The organism is Bradyrhizobium sp. SZCCT0153 (assembly GCF_018129995.1).
GTDB classification, from domain to species: Bacteria; Pseudomonadota; Alphaproteobacteria; order Rhizobiales; family Xanthobacteraceae; genus Bradyrhizobium; species Bradyrhizobium japonicum_G.
Map to the genome: position 1 here is coordinate 158,163 of NZ_JAFCKS010000010.1, position 19,747 is coordinate 177,909.

The following is a 19,747-nucleotide window of genomic DNA, read 5'->3' on the forward strand; positions in this document are numbered from 1 at the left end:
CGCGAACGGCAATTCTGGAGAACGACAGTGATTGATCAAAAATGGAATGTGATGGTCACCGGTGGCGCCGGCTATGTCGGCAGCGTGCTGGTTCCCCATTTGCTCGCCGCGGGCCACAAGGTCACCGTGCTCGACCTGTTCATGTACGGCGAGGACGTCTTCGACGCCGTCCGCAACAACCCCAATTTGCGCCTGATCAAGGGCGACATCCGCGACGAGGCCGCGATCAACGAGGCCCTGCGCGGCAACAACGCGGTGATCCATCTCGCCTGCATCTCCAACGACCCGTCGTTCGAACTCGACCCGTCGCTCGGAAAATCCATCAATTACGATTGCTTCCGGCCGATGGTGCGCGCCGCGAAGAAGGCCGGCATCAAGCGCTTCATCTACGCGTCCTCGTCCAGCGTCTACGGCATCAAGGACGAGGCCGAGGTGACGGAGGATCTGTCCTGTGAGCCGCTGACCGACTACTCGAAATTCAAGGCGATGTGCGAGACCGACCTTGCCGAGGAGGCCGCGTCGGGGTTCGTCACATGCACCGTCCGTCCCGCCACCGTCTGCGGTTACGCGCCGCGGCAGCGGCTCGACGTCGTCGTCAACATCCTGACCAATCTCGCGGTCAACACGGGCCGCATTCGCGTGTTCGGCGGAACGCAGCGCAGACCCAACCTGCACATCGAGGACATGTCCGCGGCCTATCTGTTCCTGCTGCAGCAGGACGACGCGAAGATCGACGGCAAGACCTACAATATCGGCTACGAGAATCACTCGCTGATGAAGATCGCCGATATCGTCAAGTCGGTGGTCGGCAGCAATGTCGACGTCGCGGTGGAGCCGACCGACGATCTGCGCTCATACCACGTCTCGTCGGAGAAGATCCGCCGCGAGCTCGGCTTTGCGCCGACGCACACGATCGAGCAGGCCGTGTCGGGGCTGGTCGACGCCTTCAAGTCCGGCCGTCTGCCGAACTCGCTCAACGACCCCCGGTACTTCAACATCAAGATGATGCAGAACATCAGCCTGAAGTGAGCCGCGGAGGTCCCGACCAAGCCGGCTCCTCGCCGGCTTGATCCCTACAGCGTCTCGAGGCGATCAAGCTCCCGCCAGATGTCGGCGGGCGCGAAGATCGAGAAGATGGCGTGCGGCCGGTCGAGCATGTTTTTCAGCTTCGCCGTCACCACGGCTTCATTCTCGTTGTTCACCGCGAGGAGACAAACGAGAGGCGCCGACGACTTCTTCAGCTCATCCGGCGAACGGATCGCGATGCGAGAGCCCGGCATGAACAGGCCCTGACGCTCCTTCTGATCGTCGATGGCGAAATCGACCAGCGAACCGAGCTCGAGCGAGTTGGTGTACGTGCAGGCCCGGCATCCGGCGCCATACATCACGATGTCCGTCCCTTTGGCCTTCAGGCGCGAGAGCGCGGGAACCAGGCGGCGCCCATAGTCGCGGGCCAACTCGCCGAACTTCTCCGCCGCCGCAGCCGATGCGCCGCCGTCGAACGCCGGCGGGTTCAGCTTGCTGCGGCGTGCCGTCACTGCAAGCGAGCCGCCGCTGAAATTGTACTTTTTGACGGCAACGGCCTCGAACCCCTTGCGCGCGAGCAAGGCCAGCAGCGTCTCCTCCGTGAAGTAGTTGACGTGCTCCTCCCACAGGACGGAGATGTCGCCGGCCGCGCGGCCCGGCGCGAAATCCGGAACGGCGATGAACAGGTAACCGTCATCGGAGAGCGTGCGGTCGATACAATCGAAGAAATTCTCGAAATCGCCGATGTGCTCGAGGACCTGGCGCGACACCACGAGGTCGAACTTGCCGTGACGTGCGACGGCGTCCTGACAGATCGCCGGGCTCACCATGTCGCAATGGACTTCGAGCCCGCGCTTTCGGGCAATCTCGCTCGATACTGAATTCGGCTCGACGCCGACAAGGGCCTCTGCACCGCGCTTGCGCAGCTCTTCGAGGAAACGGCCGTCGTTGCAGCCGATCTCGAAGACACTTCTCGGCTTGACGAAGGAGTGGATGGTGTCGAGCTCGTCGGGCTCGTGCGGCTCGACCTTCCAGCTGCTGAAGTTGAAGTTGAAGTCGCGATACAGGATATCGGGATCGATCGGCTCGGCGATTTGCGGCAGTCCGCAGGCATCGCAGACTTTCACGGCGAACGGAAAACGCTCTTCGCTCTCGTCCCGTTGACGCAACATCCGGTGGGCAATCGGCATGGGTCCGAGGTCGATGACCGGGCGCAACCGATCGGAGCGGCAGAGACGGCAGAGCTGCATGGTCACAGGGTCTTTCCGATTTTCAAAGCGAGGCGACTGTTCTGGGAACCTTGTTAGTCGGAGCCAACGGCCTTCCGTACCACGTCGGCGATGTTTGCGGCATGCAGGCCGAACGTTTCCATCAGCCATTCCTGGTTGCCGTAGTCGCTGGCGAAGACATCGGGAATGCCGATCCGGCGTATCCTCGGCACGCGCCCGTCGAAGCGCTCGACCAGCGCATCGGTGACGGCACTGCCGAGGCCACCAATGACCGTATGTTCTTCGACCGTGACGACGAGACGGGATGCGCGCGCGTATTTTTCAATGGCGGCGACATCCAACGGCTTCACCGTCGGCATGTGCAGAACGTGACAGGCGATGCCGTCCGCCGCCAGCATCTCTGCGGCCTGCAGCGCCTGCGTGGTTGCAACGCCGGTTCCGACGAGCAGGACCGGGTTCGATTTTCCGCCCTCGGCTTCGCGCAGCAGATAGGCTTGCCCGATCGCGAAGCCATGCTCCGGCCTGGTCACCACCCGGTCGCCGCCCTTGCCGAGCCGTATGTAGATCGGGTGCGGCCAGTCCACCGACACGGCCATGAACCGCTTCATCTCCTCGGCGTCGGCCGGCGCGACCACGGTCATGTTGGGCAGCGCCCGCATGATCGCGATATCCTCGATCGCTTCATGCGTGGGGCCCAGCGGTGCGTAGACCAGCCCGCCGCCGTTCGCGATCAGCCTCACCGGCAGGTCGTGCACGCATAGATCGACAGCGACCTGCTCGTAGCAGCGGCGGGTGATGAAGGTCGCAATCGTATTGACATAGGGAATCGCACCGTCCAGGGCCATGCCGGCTGCCATGCCGATGACGTTCTGCTCCGAGACGCCTTCCATGTACCAGCGGTCCGGAAACTGTTCCTGCATGCCGGCCAGCAGGCCGGGGCTGAGGTCGGATCCGATGAAGACGACGCGGTCATCGGCCTTGGCCAGCTCGTACACCATGTTAACGCAGGTCTGTCGCATCAGCGCGGCTCCAAGGCGGCATAAAGGCGCTCGCCGAGCTCGGCTGTAACCTTCGACTTGTGATGCCATTCGGGGTCGTGCTCGGCGAACGGGAGCCCCTTCCCCTTCACGGTGTGGCAGACGATCGCAGTTGGCCGGCCGGCATCGAGCGGCACACGTGCGAAAAGCTTCTGCAGCTTTGCAACGTCATGGCCATCGACCTCCTCGGCCGCAAATCCGAAAGCCCGCCACTTGTCGAGCAGCGGCTCCAGTTCCTGGATGTGAGCGGTCGCGCCGGCAGACTGGATCTTGTTGTAGTCAATGATGGCGACGAGATTGGACAGCTTGTGCTTGCCTGCGGAAAGCGCCGCTTCCCATACCGAGCCCTCGTTGATTTCGCCGTCACCCATGATCACGAAGACGCGGCTGTCGCGCTTCTGCATGCGGGCGGCCAGCGCCATGCCAACGCCGATCGAGAGGCCGTGGCCGAGCGCGCCGGTCGAGGCCTCGACGCCGGGCACCTTGCCGTGCTCGGGGTGACCGCCGAGGATCGATCCCTTGCGGCAGAACGTCTTGAGCAGATCGGTCGGGAAGTAACCCTTGTCGGCCAGCAGCGCATAGAGGGCGAGGCATCCATGGCCCTTGCTCAGAATGCAGCGATCGCGCAGCGACCAGCCCGGCTCGCTGGGCCGATGGCGCAGCACGTCGTCATAGAGCACGCGCAGAATTTCGATCGGCGACATCGACGAGCCGACGTGACCGCGCTCACCACCGACCAGGGCGTCCACCACCAGGCGCCGCAACCAGATCGATCGTTCATCAAGTGGCAGGCTCTTTGGAGACCGGGCAAGAGCAACCGAATCGGCAGTCATCGTGGAGGGCTTTCGGGACGGGGTTGTTCCGCGGATTTCTTCAGGCGATAGAGCGTCAAGGTGGTGGAGCGCTCGCTCGTTGGGGCATAATCCTTGTTGATCAGATTGACAAGCTGCTCGGAGGCGTCCGGGGCTTGGTTCAGGGGACGGTTATCGACAAAGACGAGGTCGGCATCCCTGAACGAGCGGTCGACGAAGGCGGGGTCAAACGCGAACATCAGCGGCATGAAGACCGATTTCGGCGGGCGTTGCGCTTCAGCCAGATAGGCCCAGTCGACGAGTGATACCACCAGGGCACGCTGATGAGGCGGAACATGCCGCTGGATCAACGCGATGTCGTCGGCCGATATCCCGGTCAGTAGCTGCGGCCAATCCCACCCCATCGTGTCGGTGCTCGCGAAATAGTCGCGGTAGGAAAGCTCGTCGTACAGATGCGAGGGTGCGACGATCGCCTTGGCAAGGCTGGGATAGGCTATGTAGGCCGGCAGCCCGTAAGGATACGGGTTCGCGCGATCGGTGACCTTGAGAAGAAACAATCCGGCCGCAAGAAAAGGCGCAGCCGCCACGCCGACACGCGTGGCCCTGCCCGCTTTTGCGAGGGCGATACGCGCTCCGGAAGTGCTCCAGAGAAAATGCCCCCACCAGCAGATCACAACGATGAGCGGCGCGGCATTCTGGTGCCACTCGGCATCCAGCGAACGATTGATCCATTTCGTCAGCATGCCGAGACCGACAAAGGACAGCATCGCCAGTACACCTGCGACCTGCCGTTCGCGCACGCTCAAGGCGTCAGGCCGGCACCACATGAAAAACCAGAGCCCGCCGATCGTGACGATGGCGACGGTCGGCAGGGGAAGGTTGTAGAACACGCTCCAGATCGTATTCCACCGCACCACCTCGCCGTCCCACCCTCCTGCGTAGGCCATGATCGGCTGCACGGCGGCAGTCAGAAACGACCAGGATAGCGACGACGGCCCCAGAAATAGCCAAGACACGGCAAAGAACATCGCGATCGATCCGACCACGAAAATGACGATCGTAGCGAGCTCAAGCGGCCGATTGCAGCGTGAGATGAATATCCCGCCGCATCCCGCCAGGATCAGATAGAGCCCGACCTCGGTATGCCAGAACAAGGAGATGCCGGCGAAGATCGACATCACGAGCACGGGCGCCAAGCGCTGCCGCCCTCCACAGAACCAGCCGAAGGCGAGCACGAACGGAAACAGCAATGGATATCGGGCCGGATATGCCGAGGGGGCATCGAACGCAAGATAAGTCGAGAAGTTCAGTACCGCGGTGAAAACGGGCGCGGCGAATGCCAGCAGCCGACTGCCGGTCAAAAACATCAGCAACAGATACTCGGCGCCATAGAACAACAAGGTGATTGCGACGGTCAGCTCGACGGCGCTGATCGCTACGTTTCTCCAGCCTGATCCCATCAGGTACGAGAAGGCCGGCCCCAGCCCCGGGCCGTAGTGAGAGTAGAAATCCAGACCAGGCGTCAAATGAGAGCCGTAGCTGTAAAGCCCCGGACCAACGAAATAGCTGATCTTCGCGATGCTGATGCCGATGTGCGCGGCCAGCCGGTCGCTACTTGCAGGGAGAAGCAGCATGCAGATGGCGACGATCGCAATCGCGTCGACCCAATTCACGCGGCGGGCGGTCGACGCAGCGATGACCGCCGGCTCGTATTGTCCGCGCCGCCAGCGAAGCGCAGCGACAACACTCGCCAGAGCCATGCACAGGAACAGGAATTGCAGACCCGTGCTTGCAGCCAACAGACCGAGGTGGGTGAGACCGACGATTGCAAACAGCAAGATGGCATTGCCGGGCGGCGGCATCTGACGCGCAGCGACGCGCCAATTGGCCAGGACGACCGCCACTGGGCCGAACATATAGAACGGCAGGTACAGAATGCGGTCGCGCAGTTCCGAATGAGTCAGATCGACGCCCGAGGCAATTGCGCTCTTCAGCGCCACCCACAGCAGCGCACATGCGATGAAGACGGTCAAAGCTACGTGGATCGAGAACCAGAATCGGGTGGGAATCTCGGCGAGAGCGGGTGCCAACAAGGCGACCTGCGATGCTGCCCGATCAGACTCGGCACTGCGCTCGAATGAAGCCTCGCCGTCACCGTGCTGTGCGCTTGAACTCATCGGGACGTGGCACCCTTCTGCCGATGCACGTTCGTTCTCGAAAGCAGACGCCGCCCGCCATCGCGCGCCGCGCGATAAATTCGATAGCAACCAATTGTAATCATTACATATTCCGACACAAAGAATACTACAATTGCCGCGTCAGCCGGTTACGACCTTCGCGAGCAGGCTATGAAAATGCATACCGGCTTTATCGCGCCAATCAAGAACTGATCTCGTTATCCGGACCAGGCGTTGGATGAAGGCCTTTCACGCGACGCGGCCTTCCGGTCGCCGTCATGGAGATTCCGCCTTCGCGTAGACAAGCTGCGGCGCTTTCGCTTGCCCGCAATCCCCCCGCTGTGATTACTTCCCCCGCCCGGGTGCGGATGCTATCAGGGCCGTCGGTGCACAGGCAGTCGCCCATCGTGCATTGCTCAAACGTTCCACTGCGTGAGCTTGTGTCTTCACCGTCATCGTCGTGGTCCTGAGCGGCCTGGCCTCAGCCCTGAATTCGCGTTTATGAACAACTCTCCCATCGGCCAAAACGAAAGCGTCGACTATCGTCCCGATATCGATGGACTCCGAGCGATTGCAGTCGTTTCGGTCGTCGCGTTCCACGCGTTTCCCGGCCTCGCGCCGGGCGGGTATGTCGGAGTCGACATCTTTTTCGTGATCTCCGGCTTTCTGATCTCCTCGATCATCATGAAAGGTCTGGATCAGAACAGCTTCAGCTTCGCCGACTTCTATGCCCGGCGCATATTGCGGATTTTCCCTGCGCTGATCGTGGTCCTGGGATCGTGCCTGATCTTCGGCTGGTTCACGCTGGTGCCTCACAAATATCAGCAACTCGGTCAGGAGATCGAGGCCGGCACGACCTTCGTGGCAAACATCCTGTTCTGGCGGCAATCGGGATATTTCGACACCGCAGCAGAGGCGAAGCCGCTGCTGCATCTGTGGTCGCTGGGCGTTGAAGAGCAATTTTATATCGTTTGGCCGCTGGTACTTTACCTGTGCGCTCGCGCGCGCATGAAGCAGTTGCCGGTCATCGTCGCCATCATGGTCGTTTCATTCGCGGCGAATTGCTACGCGGTCAGGATCGAGGCGGCCGACGCCTTCTACCTGCCGCACGCCCGATTTTGGGAGCTACTGGCCGGGGCAGTTCTCGCCTGGTTCAAACTTTCGGGCGCGACACGGGTCAAATCCGCCATCGACCAGTCCTTTCAGGCTCGCACCGGCCGCACGATCTCGCTCGCCGACCTGGAATCCGTCATTGGATTATGCCTGATCGCGATTGCTCTCTACCGTCTGAACAAGGACAGTCTCTTTCCCGGCTGGCGCGCATTATTGCCGGTGGGAGGTGCGTTCCTGCTGATTTCGGCCGGCCAGCAGGCGTGGCTCAACCGAAATGTCCTTTCAAATCGCGCGATCGTCTTCATCGGTCTGATCAGCTATCCGCTTTATCTTTGGCACTGGCCCGTCCTGTATTTCATCCGAACGAACGTGCTCGTTCCCTCCACGGCCCAACTTGTCGGCGCCATGGCATTGAGCGTTCTTCTTGCATGGCTCACGTATGTCGTCGTTGAGCTTCCGCTCAGGCGCAGCAAATCTCGCTGGCGTTCCCTCAGCCTATCGGCGACGGCGACTGCCGCAATCATGGCAGCGGTGCTCGGCGCCGGCTTTGCAGCCAATATCACCAACGGGCTTCCGCAACGAAACCTGGACAACGTTGCGAGCGTGCTGCAGTACCGGAAATACAACTACTGGATCGACTACAGGAACGACCACTGCCTGCTGTTCGGCAAGGAGCAGATTTTCTCGCCGATTTGTGTCGAGGCAGACAAGATCGCTGCCGGCGCTCCGGTGCTGGCCATCTGGGGCGACTCCCATGGCGCCCATCTTTACCGCGGGATCAAGGACAACCCGGCAAGCGACAGGTTCGCCATCGCTCAATTCACGTCGAGTTCCTGTCCGCCCGTCTTTGATTTCGACAAGGTTGGCGTTCCGCTCTGCCGTCCGATCAACGACTCGATCCGAAAGGAATTTGGGGAGATCAAACCCAAAGTCGTCGTGCTAGCTCATGACTGGCCGCAATCGGAGAAAGAGGACGCGCTCGACCGACTTGCCGGGACGGTGGAAATCCTGAGGAACATGGGGGTTGAAAGAATTGTCCTGATAGGCCCGGTGCCGCATTGGGAGGGAACGCTGCCCGATGTGCTGTCACGCTATGTCGGTGAGCACCATTCGGCGACGTTGCCCGGCCGCATGACCTTCGGAGTGGTCCACCACATGGAGGATATCGATCGCGATATGGCCGGGCGGGCCGCCACCCTCGGGATCGAGTACATTTCGCCAATCAAGCAGCTGTGCAATACGGATGGTTGCCTGACCATGGTGCCGGACGCACCCGATATTCCAATGGCGTGGGATGCCGCGCACTTCACCCGCGAAGGTTCGCGCTATTTCGTCAATCTCGTTGCCGAGAAGCTGTTTGCCCTGCCCCGGCTTGGCAGCACCGCACCGGCAAATACGCTGACCCGCTAGGTCGAGCTATCCGCGGTCTCGGCTCTGGCAAGCATCGCCTTCGCTTTCTCGAGCTGTTGCTCCAACACGTCGCGGTGCTCGGCCTGAACGCCGGCCGCGACCCTGCGCGCCCATCGCTCGGGCAGGAATTCGTTGAGCAGGATCATTGTCCATCGCAGGGCATAGAGCGGCAGGCAGACGCGCAGTCGCACGTCGAAACCGCGTTCTGCGCCGAACAGGCCGACCATGCCCTGGCGGAATTGCCGCGCAAGATCGGGCGACAAATTCATGCCGGGATGCAACATGAAATCGCATGTCAGCTTCACCGGGTCATCCCAGCCGAAATATTCGAAATCCAGGAACACGAGACGCCCATCCGGCCGCTGCAATGCGTTGTGAAAACCGAAATCGGACGGACTAAGGCAACGGGCGGACGAATCGAGCGGTGCGTCGAAATCCACATGCTCTCCACGGCACAGTTCCTTCGCACGCTCCACCGTACGAACGGCAGTTCCGGCAAATCGGACGGCGAGAAAAGCATCGAGATGTGCGTGCGAAGCCGCGGCGTCCTTCAGCACCGCAAACCGCCGCTCCACCTGCGCAACAATATCTGCGGGACTGAAGCAGGCCTCGGACGCGGTCGGCATCATGGCAGCGGTTTGGTGGCCGGAAAGCTTAAGCAGTTCGCCCACGAATGCTATCGCCGCCTCGACCGTGGACGCATTTGCCACGGGGGACTGTCCGTCGATCCAGTCATACAGTGCGAACCCTGACATGGGATCAGAGGCCAGCGGCGCCGGTACCTGCGTCGCACCGGCCTGTCGCATGAACTGAAGGGCCCTGAACTCCGTAGCCAGCCGGTCGCGCGGATCGGATGCTTGCCGGGGATATTGCTTGAGCGCAAAGCGCGCGCCGTCGACCGCGGTGATCCGGAACAATCGGTTGTTGCCGCCGGCTCGCACCGGCTCGATCGATCGTATCGGAGCCCCGATCAGATCGACCGCGATCCGCGTGGTCTCGTCGAGTATGTTGGCCGCGGCGGCTTCCGGTTCGCCAAGGACATGCCGCGTGATATCAGCCCAGGTCGCCTTGGCGATGATCGCACCGCTGCCGACGGGCGCGTTCCCAGACGTGAACAGAACCCGGCTGACGTCGCCTGGAAATGCCGGATCTACGAACACTTCCTCGAGGTCGTCTATGAAAACGGTGCAACCGAGCATCCCGATGCGCGCGATCTTCTCGGCGCGCGTGTCTGCGAAGAAGACGTTTGGGCGCACGAGTCCGCTGCGGTCCTGCTCGAAGAAGCCCCGCGCCTCCATCCAGCGCAAGGCGCCCTCGCGCAGGTCGGCTCGCGTCTCGTCATAGTTCGCAAATCGGGTCTTGTGGCTGACGATGAACAGGCTGAGTCCGCGCCGATGAGCCGCCTCGAAGAACTCCATCACGCCGGGAAACGGTACGGCCTCGTGCATGCGCGGCCCGTAGACCTCACCTTGCAGGACCTGCCACTTGATTTCGCCGTGATCGAGCTTGCGGACCGAGTCGCGCAGCTGCTTCTTGGTGCCCTCGAAATCGGCGGCAACCCAGCCTCGCCCGCGCGCGGCCTCTACGAAAACCGCGTCGTAATTCGCGATAGTGTTGTCGAAATCGACTCCGATCCGCACGAAACCCGCCTACTTCAGCTGTGACCCACCCGGGGCGCTCCGAGGCCCGACTCGGCTGGACGCCGGCCGTATCGCGTCAACCAGGCCACCGATCGTCCCCGCAGAAAATATGTCATGTCGACCTCTCCGAGGGCGGCATTTATCCGGGAATAAGGTTCGACGAGCACTTTGTCGATTCCTAAGTTTCAGCCGTTCCAGGCCGTTTTTGCAGAGCCCCGTTCGCAGTTTCCGGCGCCGGCCACGCCAGGCGGGACGTCCGGCAAACGGAGCGGAGGCCCATTCCGGTTTCTTCGCGTAGGGCCCTTCCAGTCGGCTTGCGATATCAGCTATAATTCGGCGCAGCACGCGGGAGTTGTTTTGCATGATCGACACGGCGTTCGTTTCGGCCGAAGAGCAGTCGTTAACCAACCGGTTCATCGACGAGGGGTTCATCACGACCCCGGCGGATGACCGCGCCGGGCTTGATCGGATTCAGCGGCGGGCCGCGGAACTCGCGGCGGATTTCCTGCGCCTGCCCCATTCCAACGATCCGCAGGATCTACTGGACAACATTCATACGCGGGTCAGCGTCGCCGAGCTCAACGCACTCCGAATGCACGTGATCACCGGTCTCAATGCGGAGCCGTGGCTGCGCCCGACCTATTTCCGCCTGGCGCGCTCGACGATCGAGACCATCGTCGGCAACGAGCTCTGCATGCAGCGCCGGGTCAATCTCAGCATCCAGCTCCCCGGCGACGACTCCTCCCTGCTCGCCACACATTCCGACGTCTGGTCGGGCGACTCGCCGTTCGAGGTCGTGGTATGGGTGCCCCTGGTCAATGTCCACCGGACCAAAGCGATGTACCTGCTGTCGCCGTCCCTGAACGGCGAGATGCAGGACCGGATGGCGAGCCTGCGCAGCGCTGAGGAGCTGTACAAGACGATCAAGCCGCACGCGACCTTCATCGAGATCCCCTACGGTCACGTGATGCTGTTCAACCAGACCCTGATGCACGGCAATCGCGTCAACGAGGAATCCAGCACGCGCTGGAGCATGAACTGCCGCTTCAAGAGCATCATGTCGCCCTACGCGGACAAGCGCTTCGGCGAGTTCTTCGAACCGATCCTGCTGCGCCCGGCGACACGGGTCGGAATGCAATACAAGCTGCCGGGAGGCTTCCATGGCTGAGCAAGCCGGCCATCGCGGCTATATCGGCGCCCGGCCGCTGAACGGCAGCCGCACTCCGCAGCACGTCCAGAACATCGTGATCCGCGACTACGCGAAGCGGAAGAACCTGCAATATCTGCTCAGCGCCACCGAGCATATCATGCCCGGCAGCTACATGGTGCTCGAGGACATCCTGGACGAGTTGCCGCGGCTGCGCGGCCTGATCCTCTACAGCATCTTCATGCTGCCGCCCGACGAAGCGCGGCGACGGGAGATCTACGACCGCGTGCTGCGCGAGGGCTGCGACCTGCACGCAGCCGTCGAGGAGATCACGCTTTCGTCGCGGGACGGCATTCAGGCCGTCGAGGACATCCTGCTGGTCAACAAATTCGCGACCATCCTCTGACAATGTCGCGAACAGCCTGTGGCGACCATGGCTTCATCTTCTTCGAGTGAAACGACCGAGCTGCGCCGGACGACGTCGCTACGCGCGCAGAATCCGGAAGTCTACTATTCCAATGACGCCATCGTCACTGCGGACGACGCGACGATCAGCGAGCTGAAACGCATCGCCGCAGGCAATCCGCGTTTGCGCAGCCGGCTATGCACGCATCCGGATCCATCGTCCGGCCTTCATGAGATGCTGATCGTGCATCATCGCGAGGCCTATGTTCGACCCCACATGCACCTGGGCAAGCCGGAGTCGTTTTATGTAATGGAAGGAACCGCGCAGGCGGTAATCTTCGAAGACGATGGCCGCATTCGCGACGTGTTCGAGATGGCGCCCTACGGACAAGGCTCCCTCTGCTACTACCGGATGCCCGAAAAGGTGTTCCATTCGCTTCTGATCACCTCGGAATGGCTGGTGTTTCACGAAACCACCGCTGGCCCGTTCGATCCGTCTCGCACGGCCTTTCCCGACTGGGCCCCTGATGGCAGCGATGCCTCAGAGGTCCACGAATACGTGGCGAGGATCGCCATGCTTGCCGCCGGGCATCGAGCCGGGCAAGGCAAGGTTCTGCGAGCGTGAGCGTCTTTGCCGGTTTCGATGATTTTCGCATGAAGACTGCCTCGAAAGCAGCAGCTCACCGTTCCTGGAGACGGCCAGGCATTGCCTATGTCTACCTGGCAATGGCACTGGCGATCGCCGCGAGCGTGCCTGCGCTGTTCGCGCGCCAGGTCTTCGGCGACGACTGGACCGTCTACTACATCTATTGGACCCAAGGCGCAGTCGGTCTTGCGCGCCTGCTATGGGAGGCAGCCCATGCCGGCTTTGCCATCCCCATGACCGTGTCTGTTGCGCTTTTGCCCGACATGCCCGATCTCGCCGCGCGGCTCGCCGGACTGGGTTGCCATATCGTGAACGGCATATTGCTTTACGCCGTTCTCTCACGATCACCGCATACAAGGCGGATCAGGGACCTCGTCACGGCGCTGTTCCTGCTCAGCCCATTCTATGCAATTCGCCTGACGCAAAACGCGGTCTATGACTTCTTTCTCCTGTTCTATTTGCTGTCCTACGAGTTGAGCTACTCGAAGGTCCGGGCGCTCCGATGGACGGCGCCGTTCAGCCTGCTCTTCGCATTGTCCCTCGAGACACTGATCGCCCTCGAGCCGCTCCGCATCGTGCTGGCGCGGTCCCCGACCGAACGTTGGACGCAGACGCTCGCACGTCTTGTTCCGTTCTGGCTGGCCATCGCGGTCATGATCGTGCTGCGGCTGACAATTCTGGGAAAGAGCGGTCACTACGCCGGGCAGTATGGTTTCACGCCTGACATTGCCGTCATCAGCCAGGCACTGGCTACCCATCTGCTGGCCTTCCCGCGCGGCCTCGCCTACGCATACTCCCAAGGCTTCAAGCTTCTCGGCCGCCCCGTTTCGACCATGCTGACATTCGCAGCGATCGCCGTATTCGTCCTGTTCTCATCAGGCGCACTGCGGACGTCCTGGATGCTCAAGAGCCGCGCCTCGACCGGAAGCCTGCTGCTTTTGCTGCTGTTGGGAGCCGCAATGGCCGTCCTCGGCGCCATTCCCTACGCGCTTGCCGGGCTCTATGGCGACATGGGACGGGGCGAATCGAGACTGCTCTTTCCATCGCAATTCGGCATGTTGATCCTGATGGCCGCCATCATGCAGATGATTCCGACACCCCGTCTTCGTACGGCGGCCGCTGGTGGCGTGATCACAATTTTCGCACTTTCGTTGGTGCACGATTCCAAATGGCTGCTGTACGACGGGCTGGTCACCGGTGACATGCAGCGGCAAGTCCGTGCAGCCTTGCTGGCGGATCCCGAGCCCAAGGTCGTGAAGCTCCTGATCTCGGACAGTTACGGCATTCCATTCCGCGCGCGGTGCCTTGCGGCAAATGACATGAATGTCGCACAAGCGACGCTGCGTGACGAAGGTCGAGGACGATCGTTTGTCTACACCGACTTTTGCGGGGATCTTACTTCAGGGGCCGCCTCGCGCGGCCGCTGCTCGATTTCCTACCTCGAATTCTTTCCTTGCCCACAACGCCAGGAGACCTGGCGTTATCGCGCCGCGCCCGCGATTCCGCCGCTCAATGACATGAGCTTGTTCGAGATCCTGAGGGAGGTCCTCGAGGATGCTCCTTCAGCCACCGGAGGCCGTGGGGAGCTCATGCAATTGAAGGATGGCGAGCCGACGCCCCTGGCGAGAGCGGAGTATCGGCCGCCGTGCCAACGGCCTGGCGTCCGTGGGGCGGCTTGGCTCCTAGCCCTGCCGTCACCCGCATGCGATGAAGCATCTCCGGGAGTTCAGTAGAACGTCCAGATCGAACCTGGACCCGGGCCCGGCAACTTAAGAATTGTGACGCAGCCTGCGGCGCTATATAGGCTTCAGCGACGCCGCGTGTGTTTTGGCGCCGATGTTCGCCCGTCATTCCGCAAAGAGCCCGAACAGTGACCGACTCTTGCCGCCTCAGCCCTTCGACCGATCCGTGGCCGGTCATTGACCTCTCGAGCGAATTCGGTCGGCGCGCGACAGCCACAGGGGCGCAGCATGGCTGAGGACAAGCTTTTCAACTATTACGAACGTCAAAACATCCTGCCGACGTTCGCGAATTTCAAGTCACCCGGCGAACTCGATGCCTATGCCCGTGCGCGCCGCGAGCTGTTTTCGGACAAGCTGGTGTTGCCGCCACGCCTGTTCCGTGACGCCGAGGTCCTCGAGTTCGGTCCGGATTCCGGCGAGAACGCCCTGGTGTTTGCCGGCTGGGGCGCAAACATGACGCTCGCCGAACCGAACCGGCAGGCCCACGCGCGGATTCAGGCCTATTTCTCGCATTTCGGGCAGACCGCCCGCCTTCGCGAGCTGGCATCGTCAGATGTCGAAGGATTTGGGAGCGATCGCCGCTTCGACGTGGTCGATGCCGAAGGCTTCATCTACACGATCCAGCCGAGCGCGACCTGGCTTCGCATTTTCCATCGCCTGCTCAATCCGGACGGATATGCCATCGTTTCGTATTACGAGCGCTACGGCGGCTTCTTCGAACTCGCGCTCAAGGCCATCCATGCGGCCGGCAAGGCCCTGTCGGAACGTCCAGCGCTGGAAACGGCGAAGCTGCTGTACGAGGCGAAATGGAACAGCATTCCGCACACCCGCAGCTTCGAATCCTGGCTGATGGACGTGCTCGAAAATCCCTTCGTCCGACGCCGGTATTTCCTCGATGCCGTGGAATTGTGCACGTCGGCGCATGAACTGGGGTTCGACATCCATTCGGCATGGCCGTCGTACCACGACAATGTTGACGTCTACTGGCACAGGAAGGTCCTGTCCTCCGACGAAAAGCTGCGTCGCTCCGTGCGCCATCTCGAGCGGAGCCGACTGAGCTTCCTCGGCGGACGAAAGCTCTATCTAGTCGGCAAGTCCGACGCGGTGAGCACGATCACGACCTTGATCGAAGGTCTGCTCGTCGACGTCGACAGGCTGATCGACGACCCCTTCGGAGACAGCCTTCCCCGTGTGATCTCGAGCCTCGCCGAATTGCGCGACACAGCGCGCGCGACCGAGATCTTCGCTGACGAAGCTGCCGACATCGCAGCAATCAACGCGACGCTCGACAGTTTCCATCGCATCTTCAGCGCGATCGGACAGCGCGATTTTTCCGCGGTCACGGCCCTCACCCGAACTGAAGCGGCGTTCATCAACACCTGGGGACAGCCGACGCACTTCCTCGTCGTTCGCAAGCGTTTCGAGGAAGAGTAGCAAGTGCGTCCTGGCATTGGCATCATCGGGACCGGCATGGTCGGCCAGATGTGCCATCTTGCCAATTTCGTTGCCAATCCCGCTTGCCGCGTGGTCGCGATCGCCGATCTCCGACCGGATCTCGCTGCCGCGGCGGCGCAAAAATTCGGCGTCACACGAGTCTACGCCACACACCGGGAACTGCTTGCCGACAACGAAATATCCGGCGTGGTCGTGGTGACGAAACGCCGGGCCACGGGCCCGATCGTCCTGGATGCGCTGAACGCCGGACGGCACGTGCTGTCGGAGAAGCCGATGGCCTACACGACGGCCCAGGCAAGCACGCTCGTCGCGGCTGCCCGGCGGCAGAGCCTTGTCTACAGCATCGGCTACATGAAGCGCCACGACGCCGGCGTGGCGCGCGCGCTGGCCGAGCTGGCGCGCATTCGAAGCGAAGGGACGCTCGGACGCATGATCGGCGCGCGAGGCTGGTGCTTCGCCGGTAACACCGGCGGATCGCGCGAGACCTTCGTCATGACCGGCGAAACCCGGCCCGACGGGCTCGAGCTCTGGCAGGACGGTCCGGACTGGATGCCGATCGCGAGGCGGCCGGGCTACGACAACTTTCTGAACGTCTTCAGCCACATCATCAATCTGGCGCGCCATATGCTCGGGCCTTCGCCCGCTGTCGCCGAAAGCAGTGTCGAAGTCTCCGGCGCCGCGCGCCTCACTCTCGACTTCGACGGCGTCGGCTGCGTGCTGGAACTTGCAAATGGATCGGAGGGCGCCTGGCGCGAAGGACTGACGATCAACTTCGAGCGCGGCGCCGTGACCATCGAACTGCCGGCTCCCTTTGCCGGGGAAGAGGCGCAGATCATCCTCGACTGCGATGGTCGTCTCACCCGGCTGCCGCGCGAAAAGAGTTGGGCCTTTCGACGTCAGGCCGATGCATTCGTCTCCGATATCATCGAACGAAAGGCTCCCCTGGCGTCCGGCGAGGATTCGATCGTCGACATTGCACTGGCAGAGGCGGTCTGGAAGCGGCAGGTCACTGGCTAGGCTTCGCGCCTTCGATCGGCAGGATGCCGGCGATCGGCCCAACGTCGATCGTGACCTGCGCGAGTTGATCCAGGAACTGCGATACATCGCAGCGCGCAAGCAGCCGGCAGGCGTAATATCTCCGAGCCAGCACCATGTTCGGCGCGGCGGCGGGGCCAGGCTGCAATGAGATCGTCGCCTGCCGTCCCGACGGATCGAAATGGCGGAACGCGCTTCCGGGCGCCGTGCGCGCCTCTTCCATTTCCCGGAGGATCGACGGCCTCTCCGCACGCAGCGCGAAACCGAAGAAGGGCTGATTGCCCCAAGCGAGCCGGAGGATGCCGCTGACCTCGGCGAGACCGAACGGCACGTGTCGCGACGGGAAATCGACGAAGCCGTCGTCGAGCGCGAAGACCGTCGCAGCCGGCTGGGTCCGGCTGGCGAGAGCGCGCGCCAGGGCCTCCTGCTTCAGTGTCCTCGCCTGCATGAAAATGTAGCCGTTCCACAGCATGCCGATCGACAGCATCGTTCCCAATCCGAACACGACTGCAAAGGCGAGGCCGGGACGGGTCCAACGTTCGGCCGCCCGCTTGAAGGCGAGCAGCGTCAGCGCCGACGGTAGGCCGAACATCAGGAGATGACGGCTCTCATAGAAATGCGATGTCGCAGGCCTCAGGCCGGCGATGAGATAGGGGAGCGACAATGCCAGGAACAGAATTACGGCGAGCGCGAGCGGCAGGGCGTTCAAGCTCCGACAGCCGGTCGGCTCTGTGTCGGAGCGAAGCAGCATCAACGCGATGCCGACGAGGACCGCGGCAAGGATGAAGAGCTTTGGGCTGTCGACCGCCGCGTGAAGGGTGTTGACGACGACGTCGGTGTAGCCGGTGGCAAAAAAGACCCTCCACCCCTGCACCAATTCGCCCAGGTTCGGTAAATGGGCGTTGTAGTGCTGCGCATATACGCCGCTACGCTTGAACCAGACATTGAGCGCGCCCCAATAGACCAGAGGCAGCACGACCAGTTCGGGATAAGCCACGGCGCAGCGCCAGGCCGCGCGCCATGTGCGGCGAACGAAGCCCTGCCCCGCGTCACAGGCCCGCCAAAAGGCAACGAAGAGACCGAACATCAGGAAGGCGTAGAGCACGATCGTCGAGTTCAATGCGAAGCTCAGCAGGAACACGAGCGCACACATCACGCGGAGCAGCAGGGATCGCAAGCCGCCGGCGCCATAGGCGAGACTGAGCAGCCACGCGCCGACGAACGACAGCCCAAAGCTCAGGACGTAGACCGCGTTCGCCTTGCCCGCCCAGAGCTGGTAGCCGGGATAGGTCCAGACGATCAATGCAACGCCGACGGCCTCGGCGCGGTCGAGCAGATTGAGCCGCGTGGCCGTCAGCACCAGGCATGTCGCGCCGAAGAGAATTCCGGCGATCGCCATCGATACCATCGCGACAACCGGAGCGCCCGTCCAATTCGCGAAGGTGTCGTAGCTGTAGAAAATCGGATGGCCGGCACCGGACAGCAGGAAATCGATGTCGATGACGAAATCAGGACGCGGCTTGAGCACCAGCCAGTCGTCCATGAAGAGACCGTCGTTCAGCAGCATAGGCGCGTGCGCAGCCAGCAACACCACGAGGAGGATTGCTATCGGGCGCAACAGCAAGGATTTGCCCGGACGGTGGAGGAAGGTCATCGGGCGTAGATTTCGCACGCTTGCCAGAGCCCCGCAAGGGAGCGAAGCCGGCCTCCCTTGACCGGAAAAATCCGACCACCTATAGACTTTTCAGTCTGGATCGGCCTGAGAGGCAACCGGGGCGATTTTCCGCAAATGAACATGCTTCCGGGTCCCACGCAGATCGCTGCGATTTGTCTCAGTGCCGCGCTTCCGCTGCTTTTGATGTGCTATGCGCGGATCATTCGCGGATCTGGCCGTCGCTTTCGGCTGGGATGCGTGAGCGTGGTCGTTCTCTTTGTCATCGCCTGCATCGCGATTCCGGGTCAACGAAATCTTGACGACGTGCTCGGCGGTCTCTTCCTGCTGGCGACGGCAATCATGCTTTGCTACGTTCTGTTCAGCCTGCTGGCCTGGGGTTTCACGCTGACGCTGCTCACGTCACTGGTCCAGGCCGGGCGCCCCCTCACCTCGGAGCAATGGGCCGCGGCCTACATGCAGGGCGGCGACATCGGGACCTTCGCGCACAATCGACTGAAGCTCCTGACCGGTTCGGGACTGGTGATGACGACCGATGACAAGCTGGCGCCGACGGCCAAGGGGTTGGCGGTGACTTATCTCGTCAAGCTGGTTCGCTTGTCGACCGGCCTTGGGTGAATTTTCGATGTCCTTTGCTGTCGGGTTCATCGCCGCCATCGCCTTCGCCCTGCTGGCACCAGTCCTGCAATTCATGGCCCGCGCTTTCGCGTGGTCGATTGCGCCGGTGATCCTGCTCGCAATCGGTGCAATCGTCTCACATGGTTTCGGCGTCGTACTCGGCGTTTTGATCGTCCCGCAATTCCGGTATTGGGACGCCGCCTCGATTTTCGCGTTTTGCGTCATGGGCTATGTTTTCGCCTTTGGGGCGGTGTACAAGTCGGTTTCGCTGGAGATCCTGCTGAGCCTCGTCGACCGGCCGGAGCGGACCGCCCCGCTATCCGAGGTCGTCGAACGCCAGGTTCCACATCTGTTCCAGGGACGAGCTAAGATTCTTGTCGATGGCGGGCTGGTCGAACAGGTCGACTCGCGCTTTGCCGCGACTGCGGCCGGCCGGAACATGGCAGGCCGCATCGGTCGTTTGCGCCGATTCTTCGGCATTGGAGACACGGGCCTCTACGACTTTATCGATTAGTTGCCTTGAGGACACGCCCCCGCCCAATTGTGACAGTTCCGCAGACCGGTGTGTCGGCGCGATGTTGTT

Annotated in this window: 17 protein-coding genes; 11 read left to right on the forward strand and 6 right to left on the reverse strand. The window is 62.0% G+C overall.

Going from position 1 to position 19,747, the window contains the following annotated elements; all coding sequences use genetic code 11:
• Positions 1 to 27 precede the first annotated feature (27 nt).
• Entirely contained in the window at positions 28 to 1,029 is a 1,002-nt protein-coding gene (locus JQ572_RS31215) for an NAD-dependent epimerase/dehydratase family protein (protein ID WP_211386670.1), read from the forward strand.
• 44 nt (positions 1,030 to 1,073) lie between these two features.
• Here the strand turns inward: JQ572_RS31215 and JQ572_RS31220 are convergent, their stop codons facing one another.
• The 4 genes from JQ572_RS31220 to JQ572_RS31235 form a co-directional block, all read right to left on the reverse strand.
• Positions 1,074 to 2,276, reverse strand: coding sequence for a class I SAM-dependent methyltransferase (locus JQ572_RS31220; RefSeq protein ID WP_211386719.1), 1,203 nt, complete (start codon positions 2,274 to 2,276; stop codon positions 1,074 to 1,076).
• A gap of 53 nt (positions 2,277 to 2,329) precedes the next feature.
• Positions 2,330 to 3,274 carry a transketolase family protein gene (locus JQ572_RS31225; protein ID WP_211386671.1) on the reverse strand — a complete coding sequence of 315 codons (945 nt, stop codon included), beginning with the start codon at positions 3,272 to 3,274 and terminating at the stop codon, positions 2,330 to 2,332.
• Positions 3,274 to 4,056 (reverse strand): transketolase, encoded by a 783-nt coding sequence (locus JQ572_RS31230; RefSeq protein WP_249129550.1) that lies wholly within the window; start codon positions 4,054 to 4,056, stop codon positions 3,274 to 3,276. Before JQ572_RS31230 ends, JQ572_RS31225 begins: the two co-directional genes overlap by 1 nt.
• Positions 4,057 to 4,121: 65 nt before the next feature.
• Positions 4,122 to 6,281 (reverse strand): hypothetical protein, encoded by a 2,160-nt coding sequence (locus JQ572_RS31235; RefSeq protein WP_211386673.1) that lies wholly within the window; start codon positions 6,279 to 6,281, stop codon positions 4,122 to 4,124.
• Between the two features lie 501 nt (positions 6,282 to 6,782).
• On the opposite strand from JQ572_RS31235, the gene JQ572_RS31240 reads away from it, so the two are divergent.
• A complete protein-coding gene (locus JQ572_RS31240) occupies positions 6,783 to 8,804 on the forward strand; it encodes an acyltransferase family protein (protein WP_211386674.1) in 2,022 nt (673 codons plus the stop codon).
• On the opposite strand, the gene JQ572_RS31245 is transcribed toward JQ572_RS31240, so the two are convergent.
• The gene (locus JQ572_RS31245; protein WP_349643120.1) at positions 8,801 to 10,102 is read right to left on the reverse strand and encodes a phosphotransferase family protein; all 1,302 of its coding nucleotides are present in this window, start codon (positions 10,100 to 10,102) and stop codon (positions 8,801 to 8,803) included. The two genes, JQ572_RS31240 and JQ572_RS31245, sit on opposite strands and share 4 nt — an antisense overlap.
• A gap of 96 nt (positions 10,103 to 10,198) precedes the next feature.
• Between JQ572_RS31245 and JQ572_RS31250 the strand changes: the two genes are divergently transcribed.
• The 7 genes from JQ572_RS31250 (at position 10,199) to JQ572_RS31280 (ending at position 16,856) form a co-directional block, all read left to right on the forward strand.
• Positions 10,199 to 10,468, forward strand: coding sequence for a hypothetical protein (locus tag JQ572_RS31250; protein WP_211386676.1), 270 nt, complete (start codon positions 10,199 to 10,201; stop codon positions 10,466 to 10,468).
• A gap of 337 nt (positions 10,469 to 10,805) precedes the next feature.
• On the forward strand, positions 10,806 to 11,612 hold the full coding sequence (locus JQ572_RS31255) for a sporadic carbohydrate cluster 2OG-Fe(II) oxygenase (protein WP_211386677.1): 807 nt from the start codon (positions 10,806 to 10,808) through the stop codon (positions 11,610 to 11,612).
• Positions 11,605 to 11,997, forward strand: a complete 393-nt coding sequence (locus JQ572_RS31260) for an LIC12192 family sporadic carbohydrate cluster protein (protein ID WP_211386678.1) — start codon at positions 11,605 to 11,607, stop codon at positions 11,995 to 11,997. Before JQ572_RS31255 ends, JQ572_RS31260 begins: the two co-directional genes overlap by 8 nt.
• A gap of 27 nt (positions 11,998 to 12,024) precedes the next feature.
• Positions 12,025 to 12,621: a WbuC family cupin fold metalloprotein gene (locus JQ572_RS31265; protein WP_211386720.1), complete on the forward strand. Its 597-nt coding sequence runs from the start codon at positions 12,025 to 12,027 to the stop codon at positions 12,619 to 12,621.
• Positions 12,618 to 14,375: a hypothetical protein gene (locus tag JQ572_RS31270; protein ID WP_211386679.1), complete on the forward strand. Its 1,758-nt coding sequence runs from the start codon at positions 12,618 to 12,620 to the stop codon at positions 14,373 to 14,375. Before JQ572_RS31265 ends, JQ572_RS31270 begins: the two co-directional genes overlap by 4 nt.
• Positions 14,376 to 14,612: 237 nt before the next feature.
• Positions 14,613 to 15,818 carry a class I SAM-dependent methyltransferase gene (locus JQ572_RS31275; protein WP_211386680.1) on the forward strand — a complete coding sequence of 402 codons (1,206 nt, stop codon included), beginning with the start codon at positions 14,613 to 14,615 and terminating at the stop codon, positions 15,816 to 15,818.
• A gap of 3 nt (positions 15,819 to 15,821) precedes the next feature.
• Entirely contained in the window at positions 15,822 to 16,856 is a 1,035-nt protein-coding gene (locus JQ572_RS31280; protein ID WP_211386681.1) for a Gfo/Idh/MocA family protein, read from the forward strand.
• Here JQ572_RS31280 and JQ572_RS31285 read toward each other — a convergent pair.
• On the reverse strand, positions 16,846 to 18,441 hold the full coding sequence (locus JQ572_RS31285) for a hypothetical protein (RefSeq protein WP_249129552.1): 1,596 nt from the start codon (positions 18,439 to 18,441) through the stop codon (positions 16,846 to 16,848). The two genes, JQ572_RS31280 and JQ572_RS31285, sit on opposite strands and share 11 nt — an antisense overlap.
• Before the next feature lie 144 nt (positions 18,442 to 18,585).
• Between JQ572_RS31285 and JQ572_RS31290 the strand changes: the two genes are divergently transcribed.
• Both JQ572_RS31290 and JQ572_RS31295 read left to right on the forward strand, forming a co-directional pair.
• Complete coding sequence (locus JQ572_RS31290) at positions 18,586 to 19,164, forward strand: hypothetical protein (RefSeq protein WP_249129554.1); 579 nt, start codon at positions 18,586 to 18,588, stop codon at positions 19,162 to 19,164.
• Between the two features lie 7 nt (positions 19,165 to 19,171).
• Positions 19,172 to 19,678, forward strand: a complete 507-nt coding sequence (locus JQ572_RS31295; RefSeq protein WP_211386682.1) for a hypothetical protein — start codon at positions 19,172 to 19,174, stop codon at positions 19,676 to 19,678.
• Positions 19,679 to 19,747 lie beyond the last annotated feature (69 nt).

What these genes read in the sequence shown, in the direction of transcription:
- JQ572_RS31225 (WP_211386671.1), bottom strand. Translation starts at nt 3,274, where the DNA reads ATGCGACAGACCTGCGTTAACATGGTGTACGAGCTGGCCAAGGCCGAT.
- JQ572_RS31260 (WP_211386678.1), top strand. Translation starts at nt 11,605, where the DNA reads ATGGCTGAGCAAGCCGGCCATCGCGGCTATATCGGCGCCCGGCCGCTG.
- JQ572_RS31220 (WP_211386719.1), bottom strand. Translation starts at nt 2,276, where the DNA reads ATGCAGCTCTGCCGTCTCTGCCGCTCCGATCGGTTGCGCCCGGTCATC.
- JQ572_RS31265 (WP_211386720.1), top strand. Translation starts at nt 12,025, where the DNA reads ATGGCTTCATCTTCTTCGAGTGAAACGACCGAGCTGCGCCGGACGACG.
- JQ572_RS31235 (WP_211386673.1), bottom strand. Translation starts at nt 6,281, where the DNA reads ATGAGTTCAAGCGCACAGCACGGTGACGGCGAGGCTTCATTCGAGCGC.
- JQ572_RS31255 (WP_211386677.1), top strand. Translation starts at nt 10,806, where the DNA reads ATGATCGACACGGCGTTCGTTTCGGCCGAAGAGCAGTCGTTAACCAAC.
- JQ572_RS31245 (WP_349643120.1), bottom strand. Translation starts at nt 10,102, where the DNA reads ATGGAGGCGCGGGGCTTCTTCGAGCAGGACCGCAGCGGACTCGTGCGC.
- JQ572_RS31285 (WP_249129552.1), bottom strand. Translation starts at nt 18,441, where the DNA reads ATGCTGCTGAACGACGGTCTCTTCATGGACGACTGGCTGGTGCTCAAG.
- JQ572_RS31295 (WP_211386682.1), top strand. Translation starts at nt 19,172, where the DNA reads ATGTCCTTTGCTGTCGGGTTCATCGCCGCCATCGCCTTCGCCCTGCTG.
- JQ572_RS31275 (WP_211386680.1), top strand. Translation starts at nt 14,613, where the DNA reads ATGGCTGAGGACAAGCTTTTCAACTATTACGAACGTCAAAACATCCTG.
- JQ572_RS31240 (WP_211386674.1), top strand. Translation starts at nt 6,783, where the DNA reads ATGAACAACTCTCCCATCGGCCAAAACGAAAGCGTCGACTATCGTCCC.
- JQ572_RS31250 (WP_211386676.1), top strand. Translation starts at nt 10,199, where the DNA reads ATGAGCCGCCTCGAAGAACTCCATCACGCCGGGAAACGGTACGGCCTC.